The organism is Mycobacterium stomatepiae (assembly GCF_010731715.1).
Taxonomy (GTDB): domain Bacteria; phylum Actinomycetota; class Actinomycetes; order Mycobacteriales; family Mycobacteriaceae; genus Mycobacterium; species Mycobacterium stomatepiae.
In genome coordinates this window covers 3,885,165-3,907,862 of sequence record NZ_AP022587.1, presented here as the reverse complement: position 1 = coordinate 3,907,862, position 22,698 = coordinate 3,885,165, and the positions used below count along the sequence as shown (strand labels likewise).

Genomic DNA, 22,698 nt, shown 5'->3' with positions numbered 1-22,698 from the left:
ACTCAGATCTTGAGATAGCCCTTGTCGGCTGGGATTTGGGCGGCGGTGACCAACGAGGACGCGTCGCCGGCCAGCCAGACCACGATGTCGGAAATCAGATCGGGGGCGGCCAGCGAATCGGTCGGCAGCGCACCCGGCGAGAAGCTGTGGATGTAGTGTGGGTGATCTTGAAACACCTGGTACATCGACAGATCGTTGCCCATCGGCGTGTCGGTGCCATACGGGTGCACCGAGTTGGCGCGGATGCCGAATTCGCCGAGTTCGACCGCCAACGAATTGGTGAGGCCGACGACTCCGAATTTCGCTGCGCAGTAATGCCCGCAACCAGGGACGGCTTTGATGCCGGCAGCCGAGCTGATGTTGATGATCGAGCCGCCGTTGCCGGCGTCGATCATCGCCGGCACCACGGACTTCATGGTGTTCCACAGCCCGGTGAGGTTGGTATCGAGGGTCTCCTGCCACTGCTGTGCTGAAATCTCCCACACCCGGCCCCAATTCAGCACGCCGGCATTGGCTACGACGATGTCGAGTCGCCCGAATTGTTCGATCGCGCGCGACACCACCCGCTGCTGGCCAGCCAGATCGCGGACGTCGACCTCCTCGGCGAGGATCTTGCGCCCCTCACCCTCGACCAGGCCGACCGTCTCGGCGAGGTCTTCGGGGGTGGCCGGGGAATAACCGTTGTGTTCGGCAACCGGCGCGCACGCGTCGATCGCGACGATGTCGGCGCCGGCTCGGGCCAGCCGGATGCAATGTGAGCGGCCCTGTCCCCGAGCGGCTCCCGTCACGTAGGCGACCTTCCCGGCTAACGGGGTGGCGGTGTCGGTCATGCCGATAGCTCCTCTGCTTGCGGCGCCGGGTGCTTGAAGCGGGCGGCGGTGTCGCGTAGATACCGGTAGATCTCCGGGCCGGGCGCAAAGAACCGCGTCCAATCGGGATTGGGCGCAAAAGACAACTGATACCACAGCACCGGGATGTCGACGGCCAGGCCGGGGTAGTGATTGTCGCGCCAGGTGCCGCCGAAGTCGGGGCCGCGTTCCAGAATGACGAAGTCGGTGATGCCCTTGTCCCGCAGTAACTTCGCCGCGGCGATACTTCCCGGCCCGGCGCCGATGATCGCCACTTCGTAGTCGGGTTCAGCCATGGTCGGTTCCGGTCAGGCCGGAGACGATGTGATCGCCCACGTAGCGGCGCACGGCACGGGGATTGTCGAGGTTGACCGCGATCGGGGGAATGAGCTCAAAGCTGAACAGCATTCGAACGATCCATTCACTGGCGCGCGCCGCGTCGACCGCCGGGCCCACCTCTCCGCTGCGCTGGGCGTCTTTGACCAAGGGCTTCCACAACTCGATCGCGCGACGCATCAGCTCGTCGCCGCCGTGGTCCAACAGCAAGACCAGGATGCCGCGATCCAGCCCCCGCGGCATCGACTGCGAGCGTTGACGATGCGCGCAGATCAACACAGCGACCGCGGCCGCCTGGCCGGCCAGGGTGGCTTCCTTGGCGACCTCGACGGCCATCGTGTCGATGAACCCCGCGGCCAGCTGGTTGAGGGCGATGGCAATCGCGTTGTCGCGGCTGCCCAACAAGTTGTGGACGGTGCCACGCGATACCCCAGCGGCTTCGGCCACCGCCGTCAAGGAGAACCGCCGGGGTCCAAGCTGGCGCAGCGTGTCGGATGCGGCGGTCAACAACGTGTTCGGCACCGTCCGGTTTTCTCGCGCGGCATCGACGGACACTTGAACACATTAACGACATGTGTTCAAGGCGGTCAATACGTAGTTCGGGAGTCAACGGGCCATGTGCCGGGTAACGTCCGGCGCATGAGACGCATCGTCGCCGCCGTAGCGGTAGCAGTCGCCGGGCTCGACCTGTTCACGCTTCCGGCATCGGCCGACCCGGGCTTTATTGCGGTGCCGGGCGGCAACATCGGCTGCGAGATCTACGATTTCCAGGCCCGCTGCGACATCAAGGAGTACAGCTTCACGCCGCCACCCAAGCCGGCGGACTGTCCACTGAATTGGGGCAACGCGCTGGTCGTCAGAGAAGACCAGCCGGGGCAGTTTGCCTGCCACATCGACAGCGCGTTCGGCGACGGCCCGATGCTCGCGGTCGGCAACACCCAGACAGTCGGCCCGATGTCGTGCACGAACACACCGTCGGGAATCCAATGCCGGAACACGAAGACGCAGCACGGATTCGATCTATCACGCCAGGCATTCCGCCTGTACTAGGAGGTTTGACCAGGTCTCAAGCGGGTATTTACACGAAGCCACTGACACGAAGGGGGGCCGGAGATGACAACGGTAGAGCATGGTCGCACGCGGTGCCCTCGATGCGCGGCGTTCGCCGAGTATCGATTCCTGGAAATCGGTGACAACAAACTCGAGTACGAGGTGCGCTGTGCGACCTGCGCCCACGTGCACTCCGAGGTGACCCCCGTCTCGACAAACCCGGCGGCGGCTGCCTAGACCACGTAACGAATTCCGCCACAACCAATCCCGGTACCCCGATAGCTGGCTTCATAACCGGCACTTATCGGACTATAGCAACCCGGTGTTGGACAATCCTGCCACGTGGGGCGACTCTAGAAGCCGATGGGCAAAGTAATCACTGGCCCGCTGAACGGCAGGAGTAGGAACATGACCACCTGGTCGACAACTGGGGCACAGGTCGGGCGTCACCGGCGGTCGCTCGCGATCGCGGGTGCCGCGGCCACTGTCATCGTGCTGATCACCAACATCAACCGGCCTCCGCACGCGCGGGCTTCGGCGGATGCGATCGCCATCGCGGGTGGTGTCTCGATCACGCCCGTTGCGGGCTGGACGATGGCAGACCGGGGCCCCGACTGGGTGGCGCTGACCAACCCCGACTCCAGCGCGCAGCTGCAGGTCGCGGTCAGGCCCGCCCGTCGAGGCGACCTGGTGGGTCTGCTGCAGGCCGATGTCAACCAAATGATCGGCACGTCCACGGCAGGCTTGAGCAACGTCAAGAACCTGAGCGCGCCTACCACGAGAACGGTGCAGGGAGCCAACTTTCAGCAGGAGGCGTTCATCAACTACACCGCGGACGTCTCAGGCCCGCAGGGACCGATCCCCGTCATCGGCACGTTCAACGAGCTGCTGAACACCTCGACCCGGCAGACGGCGTTTGTCAACTTCAGGCAGGACGACAGTGCGACCACTCAGGTCGACAACGACGGCGGAGCTATGATCAATTCAATGCTCTAACAACCTATTTCGTCTGTCGATGGGCGATGATGCGGGCACCGTGGGAAGGGATGTAGACGACGTGTCGGGCGCGGGCCTTCTCGGGCCGGTTGCGGGCGGGTGTGAGCCGGTAGTTGAGCAGGACCTCACGAAGGATCGCGGTGGACTCCATCATCGCGAAACCACCGCCGAGACAACGGCGTACGCCGGCGCCGAATGGCAGCCAATTGGTGGCCGTGGCCGAGCCGTCTAGAAAACGTTCGGGGCAAAACACCTGCGGGTCGGCGTGCTGCCCTGGATCGGACTGAACCGGTCCGATGCCTGCGAACACGGTGTGGCCGGCCGGGACACGGTAGCCGCCCAGTTCGACATCGTGGGTGAGGCGTCGTGCGACGGCGTAGAACACCGGATGCAGCCGCATCGACTCCTTGATGACGGCCTCGAAATATTTGTCGTCTCCGGTGTCGACGGCCACAATCGCCTTGTCCTGCAGTGCCTGATCGTGCGCCAGGTCGTGCAGAGTCCAGGCGAGCGTGATGGCGGTGGTTTCGTGGCCGGCCAGCAGCAGCGTGACCATCTGGTCGCGCAGCTCAACATCCGAGAGCCGGTCTCCGTCGACTTCACTGGCGATCAACTGCGACAACACGTCGCCGCGATCGGCGGTGTTTCCCGCGGCGCGGCGTTCGCGGACCTCCGCGTAGAGCGCGTCGTCGATGCGCTCGCGTAGTTGACGGAATCGCTTCCACGGTCCGATCCGCTGCAAGGGCGGCACCACTTCGCCGGCGTATATCGCCATGGATGCGGAGACGAGTCGCGAGAACGGGACGCGCAACGCGTCGAGCTGCGGTCCCTCCCGCAGACCCAAGACCACGCGCAACATCATCTCCAGCGTCACCGCGTTCATCCGCGGCTGGCCGGCGAACGCAGTGCCGACCGGCCAGCGGCTCACCTCTTTGGCGGCCAGCTCGTTCATCATGTCCCGGTAGCCACGCAGCGCGGCGCCATTGAACGGTGGGACCAGCAGTTTGCGGAGCCGTTGGTCCTCAGCTTCGTCGGTGGTGACCACCGAGCGCTCACCCATCACGTTCCGGATGCCTTGAATTCGTCCTTCGCCCGCATGGAAGGTCGTCGGCTCGCCGCTCAGCACGGACCGGGTGAGCTCGGGGCTGCACACCAGGACCGACGGCCGGCCCAACACGGAGACCGCGACGACATCTCCGTAGTGCTTGCGCAGCCACGGCGTGATGCGGTCCCGATGGGCGAACAACGCGGTCTGCACCGGGCCGGGCACGCGTGGGCCCGGCGGTAACGGCAGCTGCGCGAGACGATCGGTGACGGCTGGCGTCGTCTGGCTCATTTCAACGCGCCCGCACGGTGCGAAACATCAGCGCCTCCTCGGGGCTTCGACGCCCACCCAGCCTACCGAGCATCCGCAGGTTGCGAGCCCCGAGAAGACAGTGGTGTGGACCTCAGTGCGGCTCGGCAAGCCTCGCCATCTCGGCGAACATGGATTCGCGCAGTTCCTCCCGGGACAGATCGAGTCCGGTCGCCGAGCGTACGAACGGTTCGAACAGTTGCCAGCCCAGCAGCAGGGCGATCGCGTGTGCTGCCCCCAGCCGCGCGCTCTCCTCGCTCTCGTGCTCGGGCCGGATACCTTCGAGCAGCCGGGCGGCGGCGGGGAAGCTGGATTGCAGTTTGCCCGCTGGAAACCCGTCGAGCAGCGCACGCGCGATGACCCGCAAATGGGTCGAGGCGATCACCTCGACCTCCTCCGGCGACGCCTCGCCGCCGGTCAGCGTGGTCAGCTTGGCCGCCAGGTGATCGAGTACGGCGGCGACGAGCTTCTCCTTCGTGCCGAAATGGCGAAACACCAGGCCGTGATTGACGTGGGCTCTCGCCGCGATGTCGCGAATGGATGCTGCCCCCGGCCCGCGCTCGGCGAACATCTCGGCCGCGCTGTCCAGGATCGCCGCGGCTACCTCTTCTCGGCCGGTCGGGACGGAAGCTGGCGCAGCATCGGTGCTTGCGCTCTGTGTAGTCACATGGCTACGCTACACTGTAGTCAAACGACTACAGACCTGGATCGCAAAGAGAGAGCGGGCTTCCTTCAGGGGTTGCTGGTCGCGGGGTATCAGCAACCTCCGGAGGAGGCCCGCTCTCGCGTGCCTAGCCGACTCCAAGGAAGCCGACGTAACCTCGCGCAGGCAACGTGGGGAGCCGACGGAAGGTGGGCCACTTGTCTGCAGGAGTTGGCCGCCGATACGTGATCATCGGCGCCGGCGCCATCGGCGCCATCGGCGGCACCGTGGGCGGGGTGCTGGCCCGCGCCGGCATCCCCTCGGTGTTGGTCGCGCGCGGTCGGCATGCCGAGGTCTTGGCCGCCGAGGGCATCACCCTGAGGACGCCCGACGGAACCTTCAGCACCGCGGTCACCGCGGCGTCACGGCCCGACGGCGTTCGGTTGACCGGTCGCGACGTCCTGGTGTTCGCGACCAAGACCCAGCAACTCGATGCGGCATTGCAGGAATGGGTGGACCAGCCCGTCCATGATTCCGACGGCGTCGTCGGGACCGCGGGCGAGCACCTGCCGGCGATGACCGCACTCAATGGTGTTGCCGCAGAGGAGAAAGCGCTGCGCTATTTCCGCCGGGTATTCGGGATCTGCGTGTGGTTGCCGGCCGTGCACCTGGAACCGGGCGAGGTCGTTGTCCGCGCCTGGCCGGTGGTCGGCCAATTCCACATTGCGCGGTGGCCCGCCGCGCTGCGTACCCAGGAAGATGCCGACCTGTTAGCGGGGCTTGCGGAGACCTGGACCGCGGCGGGGGTCCGGGTGCGTTTACCCGATGACGTCGCCCCGTGGAAGTACAACAAGTTGCTGAGCAACCTCGGCAACGCCGTGGGCGCCCTGACCGTCGACGCGGCGGGTGAGGTGGTGGCCGCGCTGCGGCGTGAGGGCGAAGATGTATTACGTTACGCGGGCATCGAATTCATCTCATTCGAGGTTTCGACAGCCGCCCGGGCGGACGGCCCGACGATACGCCCGGTGCCGGGATCGGACACCGGACCGAGCAATTCCACCTGGCAATCGTTGAGCCGCCAGACCGGCAACGTGGAAACCGATTTCCTCAACGGCGAGATCGTCCGGCTCGCCCATCGGCACGGCATCGAGGCTCCGCTGAACACAGCACTGGCCCGCGCCGCGCGGGCAACGGTGCTCAGCGGCCAGGGCCCGGGGCGTTATTCGGCCCAACAGCTGGCGCAATTGGTCGGCGTCGAAGCCGCCCTCTGACCGTCAACTACCTTGCCAGGCAGGCCAGTTCGCGACCAGTCCACCACGCAAGCGCCTCGGCGCCGGCGATCGGGCTGGCCGAGGCGCCAGCCCAGGCGATGTAGCCGTCGGGACGAACCAGCACCGCCGGTCCGTCATCGGTCCGCTCGACCTGCGGAAGTCCGATCGCGTCGAGCGGGGGCGCGCCGCGCTCGAGAATGAAAACAAAACCGGGCAGGCGCTGCAGCTCGGTGAGCCGCCCGTGCCGCAACGGAATCTGCGTGGCCCGGGTGCCCACCAGCGGGCTTTCTCCCTTGCGGTGGGGATAGCGCAACGCCGTTCCGGCGAAGCTCCCGGCGATCGCGTCGCGTACGCGGGGGATACGAAGCAGTCCGGGCGCCAGCAGGTTCCGCATTGCGCGTGCGACCGGCTGACGAAGCCTGATGCCGCGCGCCATCAGGCCGGACTGCAGCAAGACCCGCTTGCCGATCGGATGACGTTCGTCGTGGTAGGTGTCGAGCACCGCGTCGTCGGCACCGGCGAGCACCGCGTCGATCTTCCACGCGAGGTTTGCCGCGTCCTGGATTCCGGTGTTCATGCCCTGACCGCCCATCGGCGAGTGCACATGCGCGGCGTCGCCGGCCAGGAACACGCGCCCATGCCGGTATTGCGTGACTTGGCGTTCGTCGCAATGGAATCGGGACTTCCATCCCACTTCGAGCAAGCCGGGATCGGGGTCGATTGCCCGCGCCAGGATGCTGCCGATCTCGTCCTGCTCGACGGGCACGTGGTCGGGTTGCTGATTATTGCGGTCCCAGACCATTGCGCGATACCAGGAACCGTTGGCGTCACGGTCGTCGTAGGGGGCCAGGAACGCGAACTCGTTGCGCGTATTGCCCAGCGTCAGGCCGCGGCCGGCGGGCCCGTGCGCAACCTTCACATCGGCGAGGACGATCGAGGACAGGATCGTGCGCCCGGGGAAGTCCGCGCCGACGAATTCGCGCACCGCGCTGTGCGCCCCGTCGGCGCCGATCAAATACTTTGCCCGCCAACGGGTGTGCATGCCCGCCTCGTCGCCGTGTCGGCGCACGATCACGGTCACGCCGTCGGGGTCCTGGTTGAGGCCGATGACTTCCACGCCGCGGCGGATGTCGGCGCCCCCCGCGGCGGCATATTCGGCCAGCGCCCGATCGACATTCGTCTGTGGGGTGATCATCGCGAATTGATAGGGCGAGTCGAGATGGGTCAGGTCGATGCGCGCACCGCCGAAAATCGTGACTCCAGGCGCCCGATGCGAACGCGCCAAGAGGTCCTCGGCAACCCCTCGGGCGTCGAGGACCTCTAGGGTGCGGGCCTGAGTGGCGAAGGCCCGGCTGGACGGGTTGATCGTGGGCCAGCGCTCCAGCACGGTGACCGAGCGGCCAGTGCGAGCGAGGTCGCCGGCAGCGGTCAGGCCGGTCGGCCCGGCGCCGACGACGAGGACGTCGACATGGTGAGTGGTCATCGTGCCACCGCCTCGGGGTGTGGGTACCAGCGACGGATGTCGTCGGGTGTGGCGACGGCGGCGCGGTTGAAGACAAAGCGGCACCCAGGCTGTGTGGTGTGCGCGGCGTTGACGATCGACTCGAACAGCAGCGTGTTGTTGGCGATCAGCCGCACGCCGGCGCCGATGAGCACCGCGTCGTAGCGCTTGGCCTGCAGCCACCGGCGGGCCTTGTCGGCGCCCGCGTCGCCGAAGTCGATCAGGCAGTTGTCGACCTCGTAACCCGCGTCGCGCAGCGCGGCGACGTTGTCGTTGTTGGCGGTGCGCAGCTTGTCCTGCGACAGACCGGGAAACTGCGCGAAGTCGGGCGAGGAGTAGTCGACGACGTCGGGATCGAGGCCGATCTGGATTGCTGTGATGGCCATGGCCGCGCCTCCGTTCAACAGTTGTTGAACTCAAACGGTAGGCCCAGGTGCGTGCCATGTCAACAGCTGTTGAATACACTGGGCGTCATGCCGGCAAAAGTCCGCGATGGAGAGGCCACCCGGTCGACGATTCTGGCCACCGCGCGATCGCAGTTCGGAAATCAAGGCTTCGAACGCACCACCATCCGTTCGATCGCCGCGGAGGCGGGCGTCGACCCCGCACTTGTGATGCATTACTTCGGAAGCAAGGCAGAGCTTTTCGCGGCGGCCTCGAGAATCGACGTCAAATTCCCCGACCTATCACACATCCCACCAGAACAGGTTGCGCACGTATTGCTGCCGATGTTCGTCGCGGTGTGGGGACCGCATGGACCGTTCCTGCCGCTACTGCGCGCGGCGGCGACGAATCGGAGCGCGGCGGATGCGCTGGTGGAAGTGTTCGTCGATCAGGTGGCGCCGGCGCTGGCCGCCGTCGTTCCCGATCGTGCTGCCGAACGCGCGGCGTTGATGGGGTCGCAACTGCTCGGTCTGGCGGTGGCCCGGAACATCCTGCGCCTTCCACCGCTGGCCGACATGGAAGACGCCCAGCTTGTCGAATGGCTGCGACCCGTGTTCGTGCACTACCTCGCGGATCCGGCACCATGATCTGATGCATCCGTTCCGGAAGGCGGTCGAGGACCGCGACGAGGCAGCCATCCAGGCATTGCTGGCCGACACCGTGGTGTTCACCAGCCCGGTGGCGTTCAAGCCGTATGTGGGTAAGCCGATCACCGCGGCGATTCTGCGGGGTGTGCTGCGGATCTTCGAGGACTTCCACTACGTCCGTGAGATCGCGGGCGCCGACGGGCGCGACCATGCACTCGTCTTCGAGACAGGAATCTCCGGCGTGCCGGGCGTAAAGATCACCGGGTGCGACTTTCTGCACTTCGACGACGACGGCCTGATCGACGAATTCATGGTGATGGTGCGTCCGCTGTCGGGAGCGATGGCGTTATCCGAGGCGATGGGCGCCCAGTTCGCACGGATCCAGCAGGAGGCCTTGGAACTGGGCTAGCGCTGCCGAGAAGTTCGTCACCGCCTGACAGTTGCGCTATTTCATTGCCGCACTGAGGATTCCGATGCGTCCGTAGTCGGCATCCATTTCTGCGCTGAAGATCCGGTCGAACAACTCCCAGCGCTGGGAGTCGACGGCCAGGCCCGAACAGGTTCACCAATTGCGCGATCGCCACGACGTCGCTGTCGGTCATGTTTCTGGATAGCAAAGGGCACAAATGGCGGCACTGCCGCGTTGCGATACGCAGGTGGGCGACGCACGAAGGGAGACGCGGGTGAAGATTCGTTTCGGGGTTGGACTGGGTGCGGACAGCACACCCGATCAGCTCGCCGGCATCGTCGATCATCTGGAGAACAGCGGGGTCGACTCGTTGTGGTTCTCCGAGCTGGTCTACGCCCCGACGGTGGATCCCGTCGTCGGCATGGCCTACGCGCTCGCCCGCACGACCCGGTTGAAGGTGGGCACATCGGTGGCGGTGCTGCCGGGGCGCCATCCGGTGTTGGTGGCCAAACAGCTGGCGTCGTTGGCCGCCATCGCACCCAAGCGGGTTCTTCCGGTCTTCGGGTTGCGGTCGGCGATTCCGGCCGAGCGCGAACTGTTCGCGGTCCCCGATGGCGAGCGCGCGGCGGTGTTCGATGAGTCGCTGCGAGTGCTGCGTTCGGCGCTAGCCGACGATTCAGCCAGTTATCACGGGCGCTACTTCACGGTCAGCGGGGCGGTGATCACGCCGAAACCTGCTCCACCACTGGATATTTGGTTGGGCGGCTCGGCACCGGCGGCGTTTCGCCGCGTCGGTGCCTTGGCCGATGGCTGGCTGGGCAGCTTCCTCACCCCGGATGAGGCGCGGGCCGGGCGCGAGGTGATTGAGCGGGCCGCAGAGCAGGCCGGCCGGCGGATCGAGCCCGACCACTTCGGTATTTCGCTGGGCGTGGCCAATGGTGAGTTGTCTCCGGAGCTGGTCGAAGCGGCCCGCCGGCGGCGTCCGGACGTCGATCCCGGTGATCTGATCGCCTCGGACTGGGATCGGCTGCACCGGCAACTCGACGCCTATCTGGAGGCGGGATTGACGAAATTCGTCATCCGGCCCGCCGGTCGAGAGACGGTGGACGGCTTCGTCGATCGTTTCGTCGCCGAGCTGCTCGGCCGACAGAACTGAGCACCAGCCCGACGACGCGGCTCGCGTGCGTCGGTGACTGCCGATCCGAAGCGACAAGTCTTGGGAAACCTCTCGGCCTAGGCTCGAGCGATGACCATCCCCTACGACGAGGCGCTGCGGGAGCGGATTCGCAATCATCTTGCGGGCCACGAGCGTCGCGCGATGATCGATCCGACCAAGCGGCACGCCGCCGTCGCGGTGGTATTGGTCGATTCGGAGGTCGGGGAGGACCGGGTGGATCCGGTGTCGGTCGAGGACTGGAACGTCGGTCGCCCGATGCCGGCAGAGGACCTGGACGGGCGCATGGTCGACGTGTCCGGCGGAGCGGCATTTCTACTGTGCCGCAGGGCTTCTCGCCTCGCCACACACGCTGCTCAGTGGGCCCTCCCGGGCGGCCGGCTCGATTCGGGCGAGACGGCGGTCGACGCCGCGTTACGCGAATTGGACGAGGAGGTTGGTGTCACGCTGCCGGATTCGACGGTGTTGGGCCTGCTCGATGACTACCCGACCCGATCCGGCTATGTGATCACGCCGGTGGTGATCTGGGGAGGCGGACGGCTCGATCCCGATCCCGCGCCCGACGAGGTCGTGGCGGTGTACCGGGTGGGGCTACACCAGCTGCAACGTGACGACTCGCCGCGGTTCATCACCATCAAAGAGAGCCCGCGACCGGTCGTGCAGATCCCGCTGGGCAATGACCTCATCCACGCGCCGACCGGCGCGGTGTTGTTGCAGTTGCGTTGGCTGTGCCTGGAAGGCCGTCACGATCCGGTCGATCAGCTCGAGGAGCCGGTGTTTGCATGGAAGTAGCTACTTGACAACGCTATTGGTGTCTAACTGAGCGATCAAGGGGCGACTCGGAATACGCGCGCGAAGGATGGGCGCTACCTCGGACTGAAACAGTTCGAAGCTACGACGCTGCTGGGCGGGCGTCACTCCGTCAGCATCGGCGGACACGTGCATCACCTCGTGACCCAGTTGCTCGTGATAGCGACCGACCTTGTCGATCACCTGCTCGGGACTGCCCACCAAAGCGGAGCTGCGCTCGACGAAATCTTCCATCGACTCGAACACCACCGGCATCCCGGCCTGGCGAGCGAACGCCAGGCGCGCTTCGAACATCGGCCGGTAGGCGGCGACGGCTTCTTGTGCTGTCGGAGCGACGTAGAACCCGGCGGTCCCGGCACCGACCAGGGCGTCCTGGGCGCGGTGGCCGTAGAACTCCCACCGTTGCCGGTAGTGGCTTACCAGCTCGGCGTAAGGCTCAATCGGGTTGATGACATTGGCGGAGAAGATCGGATCGCCGTGCCGGGCCGCGAGGTCGACGGACGCCTGACTCGTCGCGCTGCCATGCCAGATTCGAATCCGGTTCTGCAGCGGTCGCGGAAGTGCCTTGGCGTTGACCAGGGGAGGGCGGAAGCGGCCCGACCACGTCACGGCCTCGTTGTCCCACAGCATGCGGAACAACTCGTAGCCCTCGCGGTTGCGCTGCCATTGATCCTCGGCCGTCACGTGGAACAGCTCGGCCTGTGCCGCACCGTTGCCCTTGCCGATGATCAGTTCGAGGCGTCCGCCGGAGAGATTGTCCAGCGTCGAATAGTCTTCAAACGCGCGCACCGGATCGAGCAGGCTCAACGTGGTAACCCCGGTGAACAGAGCGATTTTCGACGTGCGTGCCGCGATGTTGCTCAGCACCACCGGTGGCGAGGACGAGATGAACGGGTCCTCGTGCCGCTCGCCCACCGCAAAGCCGTCGAATCCCAGTTCCTCGGCGAGAACCGCCTTGTCGAGCACTTCGCGCAACCGGTCGGCCGGGCTCTTCTTTGCTCCCGAAACCGGATCTGGAACGTGCGTGATCAGAGTTATCAGCAGGAACTTCATTTGGTTTAGACGAACCGATTAGTTCTCGACTTAATTCCCTTGTCGGACCGCGCAGCGACGGTAAACGTCCCGGTCTGTACACCTCGCGCACGAACGCGAAATCGATCTAGCCAGAAGCCGAGGCCGCACGCAGTATTACGGACGACGTGCCGCTGATCGATTCAGGAGTGCCATATGACGACGTATGCGTTCGACCCGGAGATCGCCGCGGTGCTTCCACATTTGCCCGACCTGCCGGCTGACGATCCGCTGGCCATCCGTGCGGCGATGTCGGAAATCATCTCTGCGTTGCCGGTGCCGGATGCCACCGGACTGCGGATCGAGAACCGCGAAATCCCCGGCCGCGACGGCGATCCCGCGGTGCCGATCCGCATTTACTGGCCGGAACAGCGCAGTGCCCCGGCGGCGGTGTACAGCGTGCACGGCGGCGGGTTCATCGCCGGCGACCTCGAAACCGAGCACGGCTCCAACGTCGTGCTTGCCCGTGAGCTGGGCGTCGTCGTGGTGTCCGTCGATTACCGGCTTGCACCCGAGACTCCGTTCCCCGGTGGTCTGGAGGACGTCTACGCCGGGCTGGTTTGGACCGCGGCGAATGCCGACGAATTGGGCATCGATCCGCAACGCATCGCCATCCACGGCATGAGCGCCGGTGGCGGGCTGTGTGCGGCGCTGGCGCTGTTGGCTCGCGACCGCGGCGGACCGCACATCGCATTCCAGTTTTTGTCGGTGCCCGAACTCGACGACCGACTGATCACCGCAAGCATGACCGACTTCACCGATACCCCGCTGTGGAGCCGGCCTCGGGCGATTCTCAGCTGGGACTGCTACCTAGGCGCCGGTCGTGCCGGTGCCGACGACGTACCGATCTACGCCGCGCCAGCCCGCGCCACCGATTTGGCGGGTCTGCCGCCCGCGTACGTTTCGGTCATGCACTTCGACCCACTCCGCGACGAAGGAGTCGCCTACGCCCTGGCCATGCTTGCCGCCGGCGTGAGCGTCGAATTACATTTATTCCCAGGACTTTCCATGGCTCGATGTTGATCCAGGACGCGGCGATCTCCAAGCGTGAAGAGGCTGAGAAGATCACGGTGCTGCGCCAGGCGCTCGCGCTGTAGCAGCTGATCACAGGGGAATGAACTCGCTGCGCCGGTGGCTATTTCGCCGCAGCCGGACCGCTCGGGCTGCGGCGGTGGTCAAGGCCAATACCGCCATCACCGTAAGGATCGTGGATGCGACTTCGGCGGACCCGACGGTGCTCAACAGCATCGGCAGGCCGAAGCCGATGTAACTCACCGTGTAGAACGCTCCGGTGACGGCACCGCGCAAGCGTTGCGGTGCAGCGGCTTCCAAGTCGATCAAGCCCTCCCGGAGCAACAGCCCGGACGCGCAACCGAGAATCACCAGTAGCGACAGGCCCACACCCAGCGGGATGGCCGACGGCGCCGCCGCGGTCACGGCGTAGCCGAGCGCGGCCAGCGCCGCGCCAATAGTGCCGGCCTGCGGACCCCACCGACGTGCGCGAGCGATCAGTTGCGTAGTGCCGCTGACGCCGCTGGCGATCAGTGCGGCGGTCCCGGCGGCCAGTGGGGCGGCCAGACCGGTCTGTACGTGAGTCGGGATGGTGACGAAGGCAAGTGTCGCCGAGGAGTAGACCCACGGGGACATCGGTAGCGCCCAACTCAACGCCCGCGCGATAGCGGGGCGTGCCGACGTCGCCTGCTCGCGGCTGGGCATGGGTTTCGGGGCGGGCAGGTCCGCGTGGTGGGCCGCCACCACCGCGACGACGGTAGCCAGCACGACGAGTGCGGCGGCGATTCCGAACGATTCCCACAGCCTGGAATGCGGCACCGAAATGAGCACGCCGGCTGCGAACGGACCGACCGCGAAACCGGCCGTCAGGACGGCCCCGGCGACGGCGGCGCCGGCCGGGCCCTTCATGTCCGAAGCCCATGCGGTGCACGAGCTGACCACCAGCCCGACACCGGCCCCGACCACCAAACGGCCCCCGAGCAACACGGCGGAATGCTGAGACAGCAACATCGCGACCGTACCGGCCAGCGTGCTGACCGACCCCGCCCAGGCCACCGACTGCCGCCCGAGCACATCCGACAGCCGGCCGCCGATGAGCAGGCCGGGCAGCAGTCCCACCGCGTAGATCCCGAAGATCGCGTCGAGGGTGGCCCTGTTGAGATGTCGGTGGTCGCTGAGCGCGGGGATCAACCCCGCGAAGTGGTTGGCCGCCCAGCCGGTCGCCAGCAGAACGGCCAACACCGCGGCGAATAACAGCTCGGATCCCCGGGATTCACCGCGTTCCTGGTGTTCACGCGACTCCGCCGTCGCCCGAAGTTCCCGGCCGGCCACTGCCACATCCGATCTGCACGCTGAATTCCTCCCCAATGTCTGCACGCGGCTGACCGACAGGGCTGTGTCTTGAAGCGCGCCAACAAAATATACGGGACGACCCCGTTCACAAGCGGCGCCGCTGAGGCGCTTATTCCGCCTCCGCCGACAACGGTGGTTGTCACCCGTTACGTCTGCCCGGCGAGGGCGGATTTGAATCACGGCCGGAGCAAACCTGGCGGTCTGTCCCAGTGATTCCTCGGCTGCGCGGGTGATGTCGACCAATCCGGCACCGGCCCGGGTATCTGTTCGTGGTGTCGACCGCACGTTCGGACCGCATACCGTGCTCCACGAAGTCGACATCGAAATCGAGCCGGGTGAGGTCGTCGCGCTGCTCGGGTCGTCGGGCAGCGGCAAGTCGACATTGTTGCGACTCATCGCCGGCCTCGACAGTCCGACCGGCGGGCGAATCGAGATCGACGGCGAAGCCGTCCGCGGAATCGACCCGCGTTGTGCGGTGGTGTTCCAGGAACCCCGTCTGCTGCCCTGGCGGTCCCTGGCCGGCAACGTGGAGTACGGGCTGCCGCCCGGCACGCCGCGGGCTAAAGGTGCTGGCGCGGTGCAGCATTGGCTCGACGTCGTCGGGTTACGGGAATTCGGTGACCACCGCCCGCGGCAAGTGTCCGGTGGGATGGCGCAGCGCGCGGGTCTTGCGCGCGCCCTGGCGCGACGCCCACGCGTTCTGCTGCTGGACGAGCCGCTGGCCGCCCTCGATGCGCTGACCCGATTACGGATGCAGGACTTGCTCGATGCGGTGCAGCAAGAGGCAGGCACCACAACGGTTCTGGTGACACACGATGTGGACGAGGCCGCGATCCTCGCCGACCGGGTGTTGATCCTGCGCGCCGATGCGAGCGGCGGCGCCCGCATTGCTGCGACGCACGAAGTCACCATCCCCAAATCACGCGACCGCGGTGATCCGCGGATCGCCGCGTTGCGCGACCAATTGTTGGACGAACCCGGTGTACCCCGACGGAGCAGTGAGGCAAAGGCATGGTGAAAAGTCGCTACTTGGCCGCGATTTCGGTGATCGTCGGCGTCGTGGCGGTGTCCGGCTGCGGTTCGAACTCCGGTTCCACGGCGTCGAAGGACATCCATCTGGACTATGCGTACTACAGCCCACTGAGTCTGGTGGTTCGCGATCAGCACCTGCTGGAAAACCGCGGTTACAACGTGACCTGGGTGCTTTCGGCAGGGAGCAACAAGGCCAACGAGGGCCTGCGGTCGAAGGCGCTGGACTTCGGGTCCACCGCAGGTTCGGCCGCGTTGGTCGCGCGGGCCAACGGGTCGCCGATCAAGGCCGTCGACTTATTCGCCGGAGGTGAGTGGACGGGTTTGGTCGTCACCAAGGACTCGCCGATCACAGCGGTGGCCGACCTGAAGGGTAAGAAGGTGGCGGTCACCAAGGGCACCGACCCGTATTTCTTCTTGTTGCAATCGCTTGCGACGGCCGGCCTTTCACCGAGCGACATCGAAATCGTCAACTTGCAGCATGCCGACGGCAAGACCGCGTTGGAACGTGGCAACGTCGATGCTTGGTCGGGCCTGGACCCGTTTATCGCGCAGACGATCCAGCAATCGGGCTCCCGCTTCATCTATCGCAATCCAAGTTTCAATTCCTACGGCTTTTTGAACGCACGGGAGGATTTCATCGCTGCTCACCCCGACGTGGTCCAGGCAGTGGTCGACAGCTATGAGGAGGCCCGGAAGTGGGCGAAGGCGCATCCCGATCAACTGGCAGCGCTGCTGGCCTCGCAGGCGAACATCGCGCTGAGCGTGGCCCAGGAGGAACTGACCCGGACATTGGTGGACATCAATCCGATTCCGGGGAGCGCCCAGCAGGCGGTGCTGGCCCGGGTGGAGCCGCTCGCGGTCGCCGACTCCGATATCAAGTCCGACGAAGCCGGCCGCAGCGCGCTGAGCACGCTGATCGATCCGACGTACATTCAGCAATCGCACTGACGTCGCGGCCCGGCCGGCTGGCGACGTTGCCGCTGGCGTTGGTGGGGCTGATCGTCCCGGTGCTGCTGCTGGCGATCTGGCAGCTTGTCACGGGAGTCACGGGGTTCTTCTCGCCCAGCCAGCTCCCGCCACCCGGTGAAGTGGTGTCCGCGCTGGGCGGTCTGCTCCGGCATGGTGAACTCTGGATTCACCCGCGGGCCAGCACATCTCGGGTAGTGGTCGGATATCTGGCGGGTGCCGTCGCGGCGCTCACGTTGGGTTCAGCGGTCGGGCTGTCGGTTGTCGTGCGCAGGTTGTTCGCACCCACCATCGCCGGCTTTCGCACGGTGCCTTCCCTGGCGCGGGTCCCTTTGCTGCTCTTATGGTTTGGCATCGACGAGACGCCGAAGATCTTGATGGTCGCCGTTGGTGCGTTCTTTCCCGTGTACACGACGACGGCTTCGGCGCTGTCCCACGTCGATCCTCAGCTGGTCGAGGTGGGACGGGCCTATGGGCGACGGGGTGCGGTCCTGCTCGCGACGGTGATGTTGCCCGCCGCGGCCCCGGAATTGGTGAACGGGCTTCGGCTGGGCTTGGCCAACGCGTGGCTGTTCGTGGTCGCGGCCGAGCTGATCGCCTCCTCGAAGGGTCTCGGATTCTTGCTACTCGACAGCCAGAACACCGGTCGCACCGATGTGATGCTGCTGGCCATCGTCCTGCTGGCCGCCTTGGGCAAACTCAGCGACGCGGTCCTGGGTGCCGTGGAGAAGCGGCTGGTGCGGCGGCGCAGCTAGCCGGTGTCCGGTTGTCCACCGTGCTCGACCTCCCGTTGTTATGGCGACCCTACTGAACCGGTCGACGGCACGATAGGAGACGCGATTTCACGCAACGCCGCAGCCAGTGCGTGGCGCCCGCGCCGTGTGCCCGCACAATGACGCGATGCCCGCAGTTTGGAAAGTGTTCATCTCCACCACCGCGTTGCTGCTGGCGGTGGTGAGTTGCGCAGGTCGGCACGACAGCGGCCCCGCGAGTGCGGGGGGTTCTTCGGGTGACTTCAGCGGGTCGATCGATATCGGCCACGGACGGCATCTCTATCTTGAATGCCGCGGAAAGGGCTGTCCCACAGTTATTTTAGAATCCGGCTATCACAACTCGTCGGATCCATGGAACCAATCCGATGCCGCCGCACCGGCGGTGGGCCCCGCCGTCGTGCCCGCCTTGGCCGCTACCCATCGCGTCTGCGCCTACGACCGGCCCGGCACCTTGCGTAATTCCGATCCGCTCGAACTCAGCGACCGCAGTTCGCCGGTCGTGATGCCACGCACCGCGCAAGACGTCGTCGGCGATCTGCATGCGCTATTGACCGCCGCGCATCTTGCGGGTCCCTACCTGCTCGTCGGGCACTCGCTGGGCGGGCTCTTCGCCCGGCTGTACGCCCAGACCTACCCCGACCAGGTGTGTGGGGTGGTGTTCGTCGACGCCTTCGGTGTCGAAATACCGAGCCTGCTGGGAGCCGACTGGCCCGCATACCGGGAGGCATTGGATGCACCGCCGCCGCAATTCGCCGATTCGTCGGGGTTCGAGGTCGTCGATATCGACAAGAGCGTCGAGCAGGTCGGTGCCGCCCCGGCGTTCCCGCCCATTCCCATCGCGGTGCTGACGAGGACGGAGCCGTTTGTGATTCCAGCGACGGCGTCGGCCGAGCAGGGCGCGAAGTTGGAGCAGGCATGGCGCGAGGCCGCCTCGGATCTGGTCGCGTTGGTGCCGCAGACACCGCATCTGGTCGCGACGGGCAGCGATCACTTCATTCAGATCCACCAGCCCGACCTGGTCGCGGCGGCCGTTGCTTTGGTGACGCGAAGGGCCGGCACGACCGGGCGTTAGCGGCGCCCGTCATACTCGGCTGATGGGCGCACCCGCGGCGGCGGAGAACAAGCGATGACCGTCACCGCGCTGCTGTCGTTGGCTGCGTTGGTCGAACTCGGCGGAATCATCACCCTCGCGGTCCTGCTGGTCGTGTCGCGACGGCAACTGAAGGGGGCCAGGGCGGCGCTCGAGCGGAGCCGCACCCGCAAGAGCGACCGACGCCGGCGGCGCCGCGGGGTGGCACCGCTCGCGATCAGGACGGCCTTCAAAACGGCCGATTCGCTGATCACCAAAGGCATCGGCGCCACCGTACGAAACTCCGTCGAAGATCTCGCCGGCTGGGCGCCGGTCGAGCGCCCCGATCTCGCGCGGCTGACCACCGACGGTGATGTCGTGATTGCCTTTTCCGACATCGAGGATTCCACCGCGCAGAACGAGGCCCTCGGGGATCACGAGTGGGTGAAGGTGCTGGAGCGGCACAACAGGCTCGTCCAGAACCTGGTCGACGACCACGGCGGCCACGTGGTCAAAAATCAGGGTGACGGGTTCATGATCGCATTCGCCGACCCAAAGGCCGCCGTTGTGCGGGATCGACGTGCAGCACGCTCTCGTCGAAAACGCAGAGCGCTGGAAGGGCATTCGTGTCCGAATCGGTTTGCATCTGGGGCCCTCGGTCAGACGCGGCGACGATCTTTTCGGTCGCAACGTCGCGATGGCGGCGCGCATTGCCGGCCAGGCCTGCGGTGGCGAGCTTCTTATCAGCGAATCGGTGCGCGACGCGATCGACGGCCAGGCCGATATCGAACTCTGTGTACCTCGTGATGTCGAGCTCAAAGAGTTCCAGGGCCGCCACCAGCTCTACCCGGTCACGGTGCCTCAGTGACCGTTGCCCCGTGGAAGTAGTACCGGGGTCACCAGTTCGCCACTGGCGAGGTAACTTTCGAGGTTGCGGATCGTCAGCAAGGCCATCGCCCGGCGAGTCCGGCCGGTGGCGCTGCCGATGTGCGGGAACAACACCACATTGTCCAGATCGAACAGTGCGCCGGGGACATGGGGTTCGTCGACGAACACGTCCAGTCCTGCTCCGGCCAGCCCGCCACCGGCCACCAACTCGACCAGTGCATCCTGGTCGACCACGCTGCCGCGGGCAATGTTGATCAGATAACCCTTGGGACCCAGTGCCTCGAGAACGGTCCGGTCGACAAGGTGGCGAGCCTGGCGGTCGCCGGTGGTGGCGACCACGAGTACATCGACCGACTCGGCCAGCTCCGCGGGCGATTCCGCGTAGCGGTACGGCGACCCGTCGATCCGGTGCCGATTGTGATACGTGATGGCGCAATCGAATCCGAGCAGTCGAGTCGCGATGGCCGAGCCGATACGGCCTAGGCCCAAGATGCCGACCTGAAGACCGCTGACATCCCGTGCATACGGAAACGCCCCCTCGCGCGCCCATCGGCCGGCCCGCACGTAGCGATCGGCGGCCCCGAAGCGGCGCAGCGTCATCAGGATCAGCGCCAGTGCCGTGTCGGCAACGGTGTCCGACAGCACGTCGGGAGTGTTGCTTACGCCGATACCGCGGCGGGCGGCCGCCTCCAGGTCGATCGAGTCCACCCCGGCTCCGTTGTTGACGATTGCCTCTAGATTAGGCAGGGCCGCAATCGTATCGGCGTCCACGCCGGCGAGGCCCGATGTGACTACCACGCGAAATTCGGGCGCGCGCTGGGCCAGGAACTCGGCCCGCGGCGGACCCTCGGGAAGTTGGGGGATGTCGTAGCGCGCCTCCAGCTCGGCTTGGAACGTCGGCTCGAACCTGCTACCGACCCGTAGGACGCTGTTCGTCTTCTGCACCGTCACGCATGCATCATCTCCCATGCCGCCGCAAACGCTGATGCTGGACAATGAACGGATGGACACACCGCGGGCGCGGGAATGGATCGACCAATGCGAGACGCTGACCAGCCGCCGGGGACATCGCATCGCCTACCGGCGCCGCGGGCAGGGGCCGACCGTGCTGCTGCTGCACGGATTTCCCACCTGGTCCTACGACTACGCCGAAGTCGCCGCCGACCTCGCCGCTGACCACGACGTCGTCACCCGGGATTTTCCCGGTTACGGTGCTTCCGACAAACCAAATCCCTACGAGTACTCCGTTGCCGAATCAGCCGACGTGGTAGAGGATTTGGCGGCCCAACTGCACCTGGACTCGGTACGCCTGGTCGCGCACGACTACGGCGGTATCGTCGCTCAGGAGCTGCTCGACCGGGTCTTGGCCGGCACGCTGGGATTCGGCATTTCCAGCCTCATCATGCTGAACTGCGGGATCGTCTACAGCGCCTACCGGCCGACGCGCCTGCAAAAGTTGTTGATTCTACCGGTGATCGGAAAGCTGATCGCCGGCCGGGTCAGTGCCGGCCGGCTACGTTCCGGGCTCGACGCGGTGCGTGGGTCACGGCTGACCGACGCCGAGCTGGATGACCTCTGGTATGGCGTTTCGCGAGACGACGGCCACAAGATCGCGCATCTGCTGATCCGCTACAACGCAGAACGGGCCGAACACCACCGTCGATGGGAGAAGGCGCTGGTCGACTGGGAGGGTCCGCTGCGGCTGGTCTGGGGACTCGATGATCCGGTGTCGGGTCGCCATGTTCTCGAGGCGGCCGCCCGCGTCCTACCGCGCGCCGAGGTGACGAAACTCGACGGCGTGGGCCACTATCCGCAATCCGAAGCGCCGCAAGCAGTTTCGGACGCGATCCGTCGGGTCTAAAAGAACGTTCCGGCATGCGGCGCCTCGCGCACCGCAAACAACTCATCGGCCACGGACAGCGCCGCCGGATCTTCGGCCCGGGCCCGGCCGGCCATCGCCAGACTGTGCCAGCGTGTGCCGCCCAGCAGCACGGCACCGAGCCCCTCGATCCCGACGTGCAGGTCTGCGTCCCGGGTCGTCGGTTCGGCTCCATTGCCTGAGATCGTGAAGCTGGCCGAATTCTTTTGCAGCAGAGGGTCATTGACGGCGACCGTGACCGCACCGGCCCCGGCATAGGAGCGGCCCGCGAGCGCGCTCGCGGCGTCGACGACCCGTAGCCATGTTTCGTCATGCATCGCGGTCACCTTGACCGCGCGGCGATCGACCAGCAGCGAGGGCAGCGGATCGTCGAGGGGTAACATCCAAAATGTCACTCGGTCAATGAGATCCAGCTCGAGGAGGAAACGCAGTAGCCCGAGATAGGCCTCGGTGGTCGGCGCGAAGAAATCCTCGACCACGATGGTGCGTTGGTCGCTGACAAACCACCTGTCGGTGTCGATGGGGCGGTAGCGGGCGAAACCCGACTCGGCGCCGGGCTCGCCGTGCACCGCGACATACCAAGCGCCCGAGGAAGCTTCGGTACGCAGTCGTACGCCCTCCCACCACACTCCGGGACGGTCGATGGTTCCCGGCCGCGACGGACGGTTGGTGTCGTAGGTGCGGGGCAGGATTTGCCAGGCTTCGGCGGGGCCGACCAGCCGCACCGGGCCACCCGATCCGACACCCGGACGAAACACCGCCCGCGCGGTCGCAATCTCCACGCTCTGCGCCGAACTCGCCACGCCGTACCCGTAGCGCTCATAGATCGTGGCCTCCGAGGCCCGCAACGAGGCGACCACTTCACCCCGGGCCGCGAGGTCGTCCAGCTGATGACGCATCAGGGCGGTGGCGACGCCCCTTCGGGTGAAGGACGGCAACACGCCGATATGCGTCACGGCCGCATGGCTGACGGTGGCTCCGCCCGGCAGGGTCAGCGTGCTCGTCGCGGCGTCCGCGGTGCCGACCAGTTGTCCGTCGACGAACGCGCCTACGGTGCGGCCGGGATCGAGCATCTTGCTGATCTGGCCGGGCGGCAGATCCGGTATCGGCGGAAAGCCGACCATCGCGACGCGAAACACGTTCAGCGCGGCGATGAGGTCGCTCTCGCTCTCGAGAACCCGGAACTCGGTCGTCATACGGCCATCATGGCTGGTGCCTCCCGGGCAGCTTCAA

Annotated in this window: 24 protein-coding genes and 2 pseudogenes; 15 read left to right on the top strand and 11 right to left on the bottom strand. The window is 66.1% G+C overall.

Annotated features, from left to right (window positions below; translation table 11 throughout):
• Positions 1 to 2 precede the first annotated feature (2 nt).
• From G6N54_RS18415 to G6N54_RS18405, 3 genes and pseudogenes are all read right to left on the bottom strand, one after another.
• Positions 3 to 830 (bottom strand): mycofactocin-coupled SDR family oxidoreductase, encoded by an 828-nt coding sequence (locus G6N54_RS18415; RefSeq protein ID WP_163791333.1) that lies wholly within the window; start codon positions 828 to 830, stop codon positions 3 to 5.
• A 59-nt stretch (positions 831 to 889) separates the two neighbouring features.
• A pseudogene (locus G6N54_RS18410) lies at positions 890 to 1,144 on the bottom strand (NAD(P)-binding protein); the annotation flags it as partial.
• Positions 1,137 to 1,739: a TetR/AcrR family transcriptional regulator gene (locus tag G6N54_RS18405; protein ID WP_163791332.1), complete on the bottom strand. Its 603-nt coding sequence runs from the start codon at positions 1,737 to 1,739 to the stop codon at positions 1,137 to 1,139. The pseudogene G6N54_RS18410 and the gene G6N54_RS18405, both read right to left, overlap by 8 nt.
• A gap of 84 nt (positions 1,740 to 1,823) precedes the next feature.
• Here G6N54_RS18405 and G6N54_RS18400 point away from each other — a divergent pair, with 84 nt between their 5' ends.
• From G6N54_RS18400 to G6N54_RS18395, 3 genes are all read left to right on the top strand, one after another.
• A complete protein-coding gene (locus tag G6N54_RS18400) occupies positions 1,824 to 2,234 on the top strand; it encodes a DUF6636 domain-containing protein (RefSeq protein WP_163791331.1) in 411 nt (136 codons plus the stop codon).
• Between the two features lie 63 nt (positions 2,235 to 2,297).
• On the top strand, positions 2,298 to 2,471 hold the full coding sequence (locus G6N54_RS29570; protein WP_170313062.1) for a hypothetical protein: 174 nt from the start codon (positions 2,298 to 2,300) through the stop codon (positions 2,469 to 2,471).
• Between the two features lie 171 nt (positions 2,472 to 2,642).
• Positions 2,643 to 3,230, top strand: coding sequence for a hypothetical protein (locus G6N54_RS18395; protein WP_232072881.1), 588 nt, complete (start codon positions 2,643 to 2,645; stop codon positions 3,228 to 3,230).
• A 4-nt stretch (positions 3,231 to 3,234) separates the two neighbouring features.
• Here G6N54_RS18395 and G6N54_RS18390 read toward each other — a convergent pair whose 3' ends face one another.
• Together G6N54_RS18390 and G6N54_RS18385 are read right to left on the bottom strand one after the other, a co-directional pair.
• Positions 3,235 to 4,566, bottom strand: a complete 1,332-nt coding sequence (locus G6N54_RS18390) for a cytochrome P450 (RefSeq protein WP_163791330.1) — start codon at positions 4,564 to 4,566, stop codon at positions 3,235 to 3,237.
• A gap of 112 nt (positions 4,567 to 4,678) precedes the next feature.
• Positions 4,679 to 5,251, bottom strand: a complete 573-nt coding sequence (locus G6N54_RS18385; protein ID WP_163791329.1) for a TetR/AcrR family transcriptional regulator — start codon at positions 5,249 to 5,251, stop codon at positions 4,679 to 4,681.
• Between the two features lie 194 nt (positions 5,252 to 5,445).
• Between G6N54_RS18385 and G6N54_RS18380 the strand changes: the two genes are divergently transcribed.
• Entirely contained in the window at positions 5,446 to 6,498 is a 1,053-nt protein-coding gene (locus G6N54_RS18380) for a ketopantoate reductase family protein (protein WP_232072880.1), read from the top strand.
• Between the two features lie 7 nt (positions 6,499 to 6,505).
• Here G6N54_RS18380 and G6N54_RS18375 read toward each other — a convergent pair whose 3' ends face one another.
• A complete protein-coding gene (locus G6N54_RS18375; RefSeq protein WP_163791328.1) occupies positions 6,506 to 7,981 on the bottom strand; it encodes an FAD-dependent oxidoreductase in 1,476 nt (491 codons plus the stop codon).
• The gene (locus G6N54_RS18370; protein ID WP_163791327.1) at positions 7,978 to 8,385 is read right to left on the bottom strand and encodes a hypothetical protein; all 408 of its coding nucleotides are present in this window, start codon (positions 8,383 to 8,385) and stop codon (positions 7,978 to 7,980) included. The genes G6N54_RS18375 and G6N54_RS18370 overlap by 4 nt, the downstream gene beginning before the upstream one ends.
• Positions 8,386 to 8,472: 87 nt before the next feature.
• Here G6N54_RS18370 and G6N54_RS18365 point away from each other — a divergent pair, with 87 nt between their 5' ends.
• The 4 genes from G6N54_RS18365 (at position 8,473) to G6N54_RS18350 (ending at position 11,405) form a co-directional block, all read left to right on the top strand.
• Positions 8,473 to 9,030 carry a TetR/AcrR family transcriptional regulator gene (locus tag G6N54_RS18365; RefSeq protein WP_163791326.1) on the top strand — a complete coding sequence of 186 codons (558 nt, stop codon included), beginning with the start codon at positions 8,473 to 8,475 and terminating at the stop codon, positions 9,028 to 9,030.
• Between the two features lie 4 nt (positions 9,031 to 9,034).
• Positions 9,035 to 9,439 (top strand): nuclear transport factor 2 family protein, encoded by a 405-nt coding sequence (locus tag G6N54_RS18360; RefSeq protein WP_163791325.1) that lies wholly within the window; start codon positions 9,035 to 9,037, stop codon positions 9,437 to 9,439.
• A gap of 274 nt (positions 9,440 to 9,713) precedes the next feature.
• Entirely contained in the window at positions 9,714 to 10,595 is an 882-nt protein-coding gene (locus G6N54_RS18355; protein ID WP_163791324.1) for a TIGR03854 family LLM class F420-dependent oxidoreductase, read from the top strand.
• Positions 10,596 to 10,685: 90 nt separating this feature from the next.
• Positions 10,686 to 11,405, top strand: a complete 720-nt coding sequence (locus tag G6N54_RS18350; RefSeq protein WP_163791323.1) for an NUDIX hydrolase — start codon at positions 10,686 to 10,688, stop codon at positions 11,403 to 11,405.
• Here G6N54_RS18350 and G6N54_RS18345 read toward each other — a convergent pair whose 3' ends face one another.
• Positions 11,406 to 12,476, bottom strand: coding sequence for an LLM class flavin-dependent oxidoreductase (locus tag G6N54_RS18345; protein WP_163791322.1), 1,071 nt, complete (start codon positions 12,474 to 12,476; stop codon positions 11,406 to 11,408).
• A 174-nt stretch (positions 12,477 to 12,650) separates the two neighbouring features.
• Here G6N54_RS18345 and G6N54_RS18340 point away from each other — a divergent pair, with 174 nt between their 5' ends.
• Positions 12,651 to 13,517, top strand: coding sequence for an alpha/beta hydrolase (locus G6N54_RS18340; protein ID WP_232072879.1), 867 nt, complete (start codon positions 12,651 to 12,653; stop codon positions 13,515 to 13,517).
• An 81-nt stretch (positions 13,518 to 13,598) separates the two neighbouring features.
• Here G6N54_RS18340 and G6N54_RS18335 read toward each other — a convergent pair whose 3' ends face one another.
• Positions 13,599 to 14,837 carry an MFS transporter gene (locus G6N54_RS18335; protein WP_232072878.1) on the bottom strand — a complete coding sequence of 413 codons (1,239 nt, stop codon included), beginning with the start codon at positions 14,835 to 14,837 and terminating at the stop codon, positions 13,599 to 13,601.
• Positions 14,838 to 15,090: 253 nt separating this feature from the next.
• On the opposite strand from G6N54_RS18335, the gene G6N54_RS18330 reads away from it, so the two are divergent.
• From G6N54_RS18330 to G6N54_RS18310, 5 genes and pseudogenes are all read left to right on the top strand, one after another.
• On the top strand, positions 15,091 to 15,876 hold the full coding sequence (locus G6N54_RS18330; protein WP_179969084.1) for an ABC transporter ATP-binding protein: 786 nt from the start codon (positions 15,091 to 15,093) through the stop codon (positions 15,874 to 15,876).
• Positions 15,870 to 16,838 (top strand): aliphatic sulfonate ABC transporter substrate-binding protein, encoded by a 969-nt coding sequence (locus G6N54_RS18325; protein ID WP_276056345.1) that lies wholly within the window; start codon positions 15,870 to 15,872, stop codon positions 16,836 to 16,838. The genes G6N54_RS18330 and G6N54_RS18325 overlap by 7 nt, the downstream gene beginning before the upstream one ends.
• 59 nt (positions 16,839 to 16,897) lie before the next feature.
• Entirely contained in the window at positions 16,898 to 17,611 is a 714-nt protein-coding gene (locus G6N54_RS18320; protein WP_179969246.1) for an ABC transporter permease, read from the top strand.
• Between the two features lie 145 nt (positions 17,612 to 17,756).
• Entirely contained in the window at positions 17,757 to 18,701 is a 945-nt protein-coding gene (locus tag G6N54_RS18315; protein ID WP_163791319.1) for an alpha/beta fold hydrolase, read from the top strand.
• Positions 18,702 to 18,755: 54 nt separating this feature from the next.
• Positions 18,756 to 19,566 (top strand): annotated as a pseudogene (locus tag G6N54_RS18310) (adenylate/guanylate cyclase domain-containing protein).
• Here G6N54_RS18310 and G6N54_RS18305 read toward each other — a convergent pair.
• On the bottom strand, positions 19,560 to 20,555 hold the full coding sequence (locus tag G6N54_RS18305; protein WP_276056346.1) for a 2-hydroxyacid dehydrogenase: 996 nt from the start codon (positions 20,553 to 20,555) through the stop codon (positions 19,560 to 19,562). The pseudogene G6N54_RS18310 and the gene G6N54_RS18305 overlap by 7 nt on opposite strands.
• 34 nt (positions 20,556 to 20,589) lie before the next feature.
• Between G6N54_RS18305 and G6N54_RS18300 the strand changes: the two genes are divergently transcribed.
• Positions 20,590 to 21,447 (top strand): alpha/beta fold hydrolase, encoded by an 858-nt coding sequence (locus G6N54_RS18300; RefSeq protein WP_163791317.1) that lies wholly within the window; start codon positions 20,590 to 20,592, stop codon positions 21,445 to 21,447.
• Here G6N54_RS18300 and G6N54_RS18295 read toward each other — a convergent pair.
• Positions 21,444 to 22,661, bottom strand: coding sequence for a GNAT family N-acetyltransferase (locus G6N54_RS18295; protein WP_163791316.1), 1,218 nt, complete (start codon positions 22,659 to 22,661; stop codon positions 21,444 to 21,446). The two genes, G6N54_RS18300 and G6N54_RS18295, sit on opposite strands and share 4 nt — an antisense overlap.
• Positions 22,662 to 22,698: the final 37 nt, after the last annotated feature.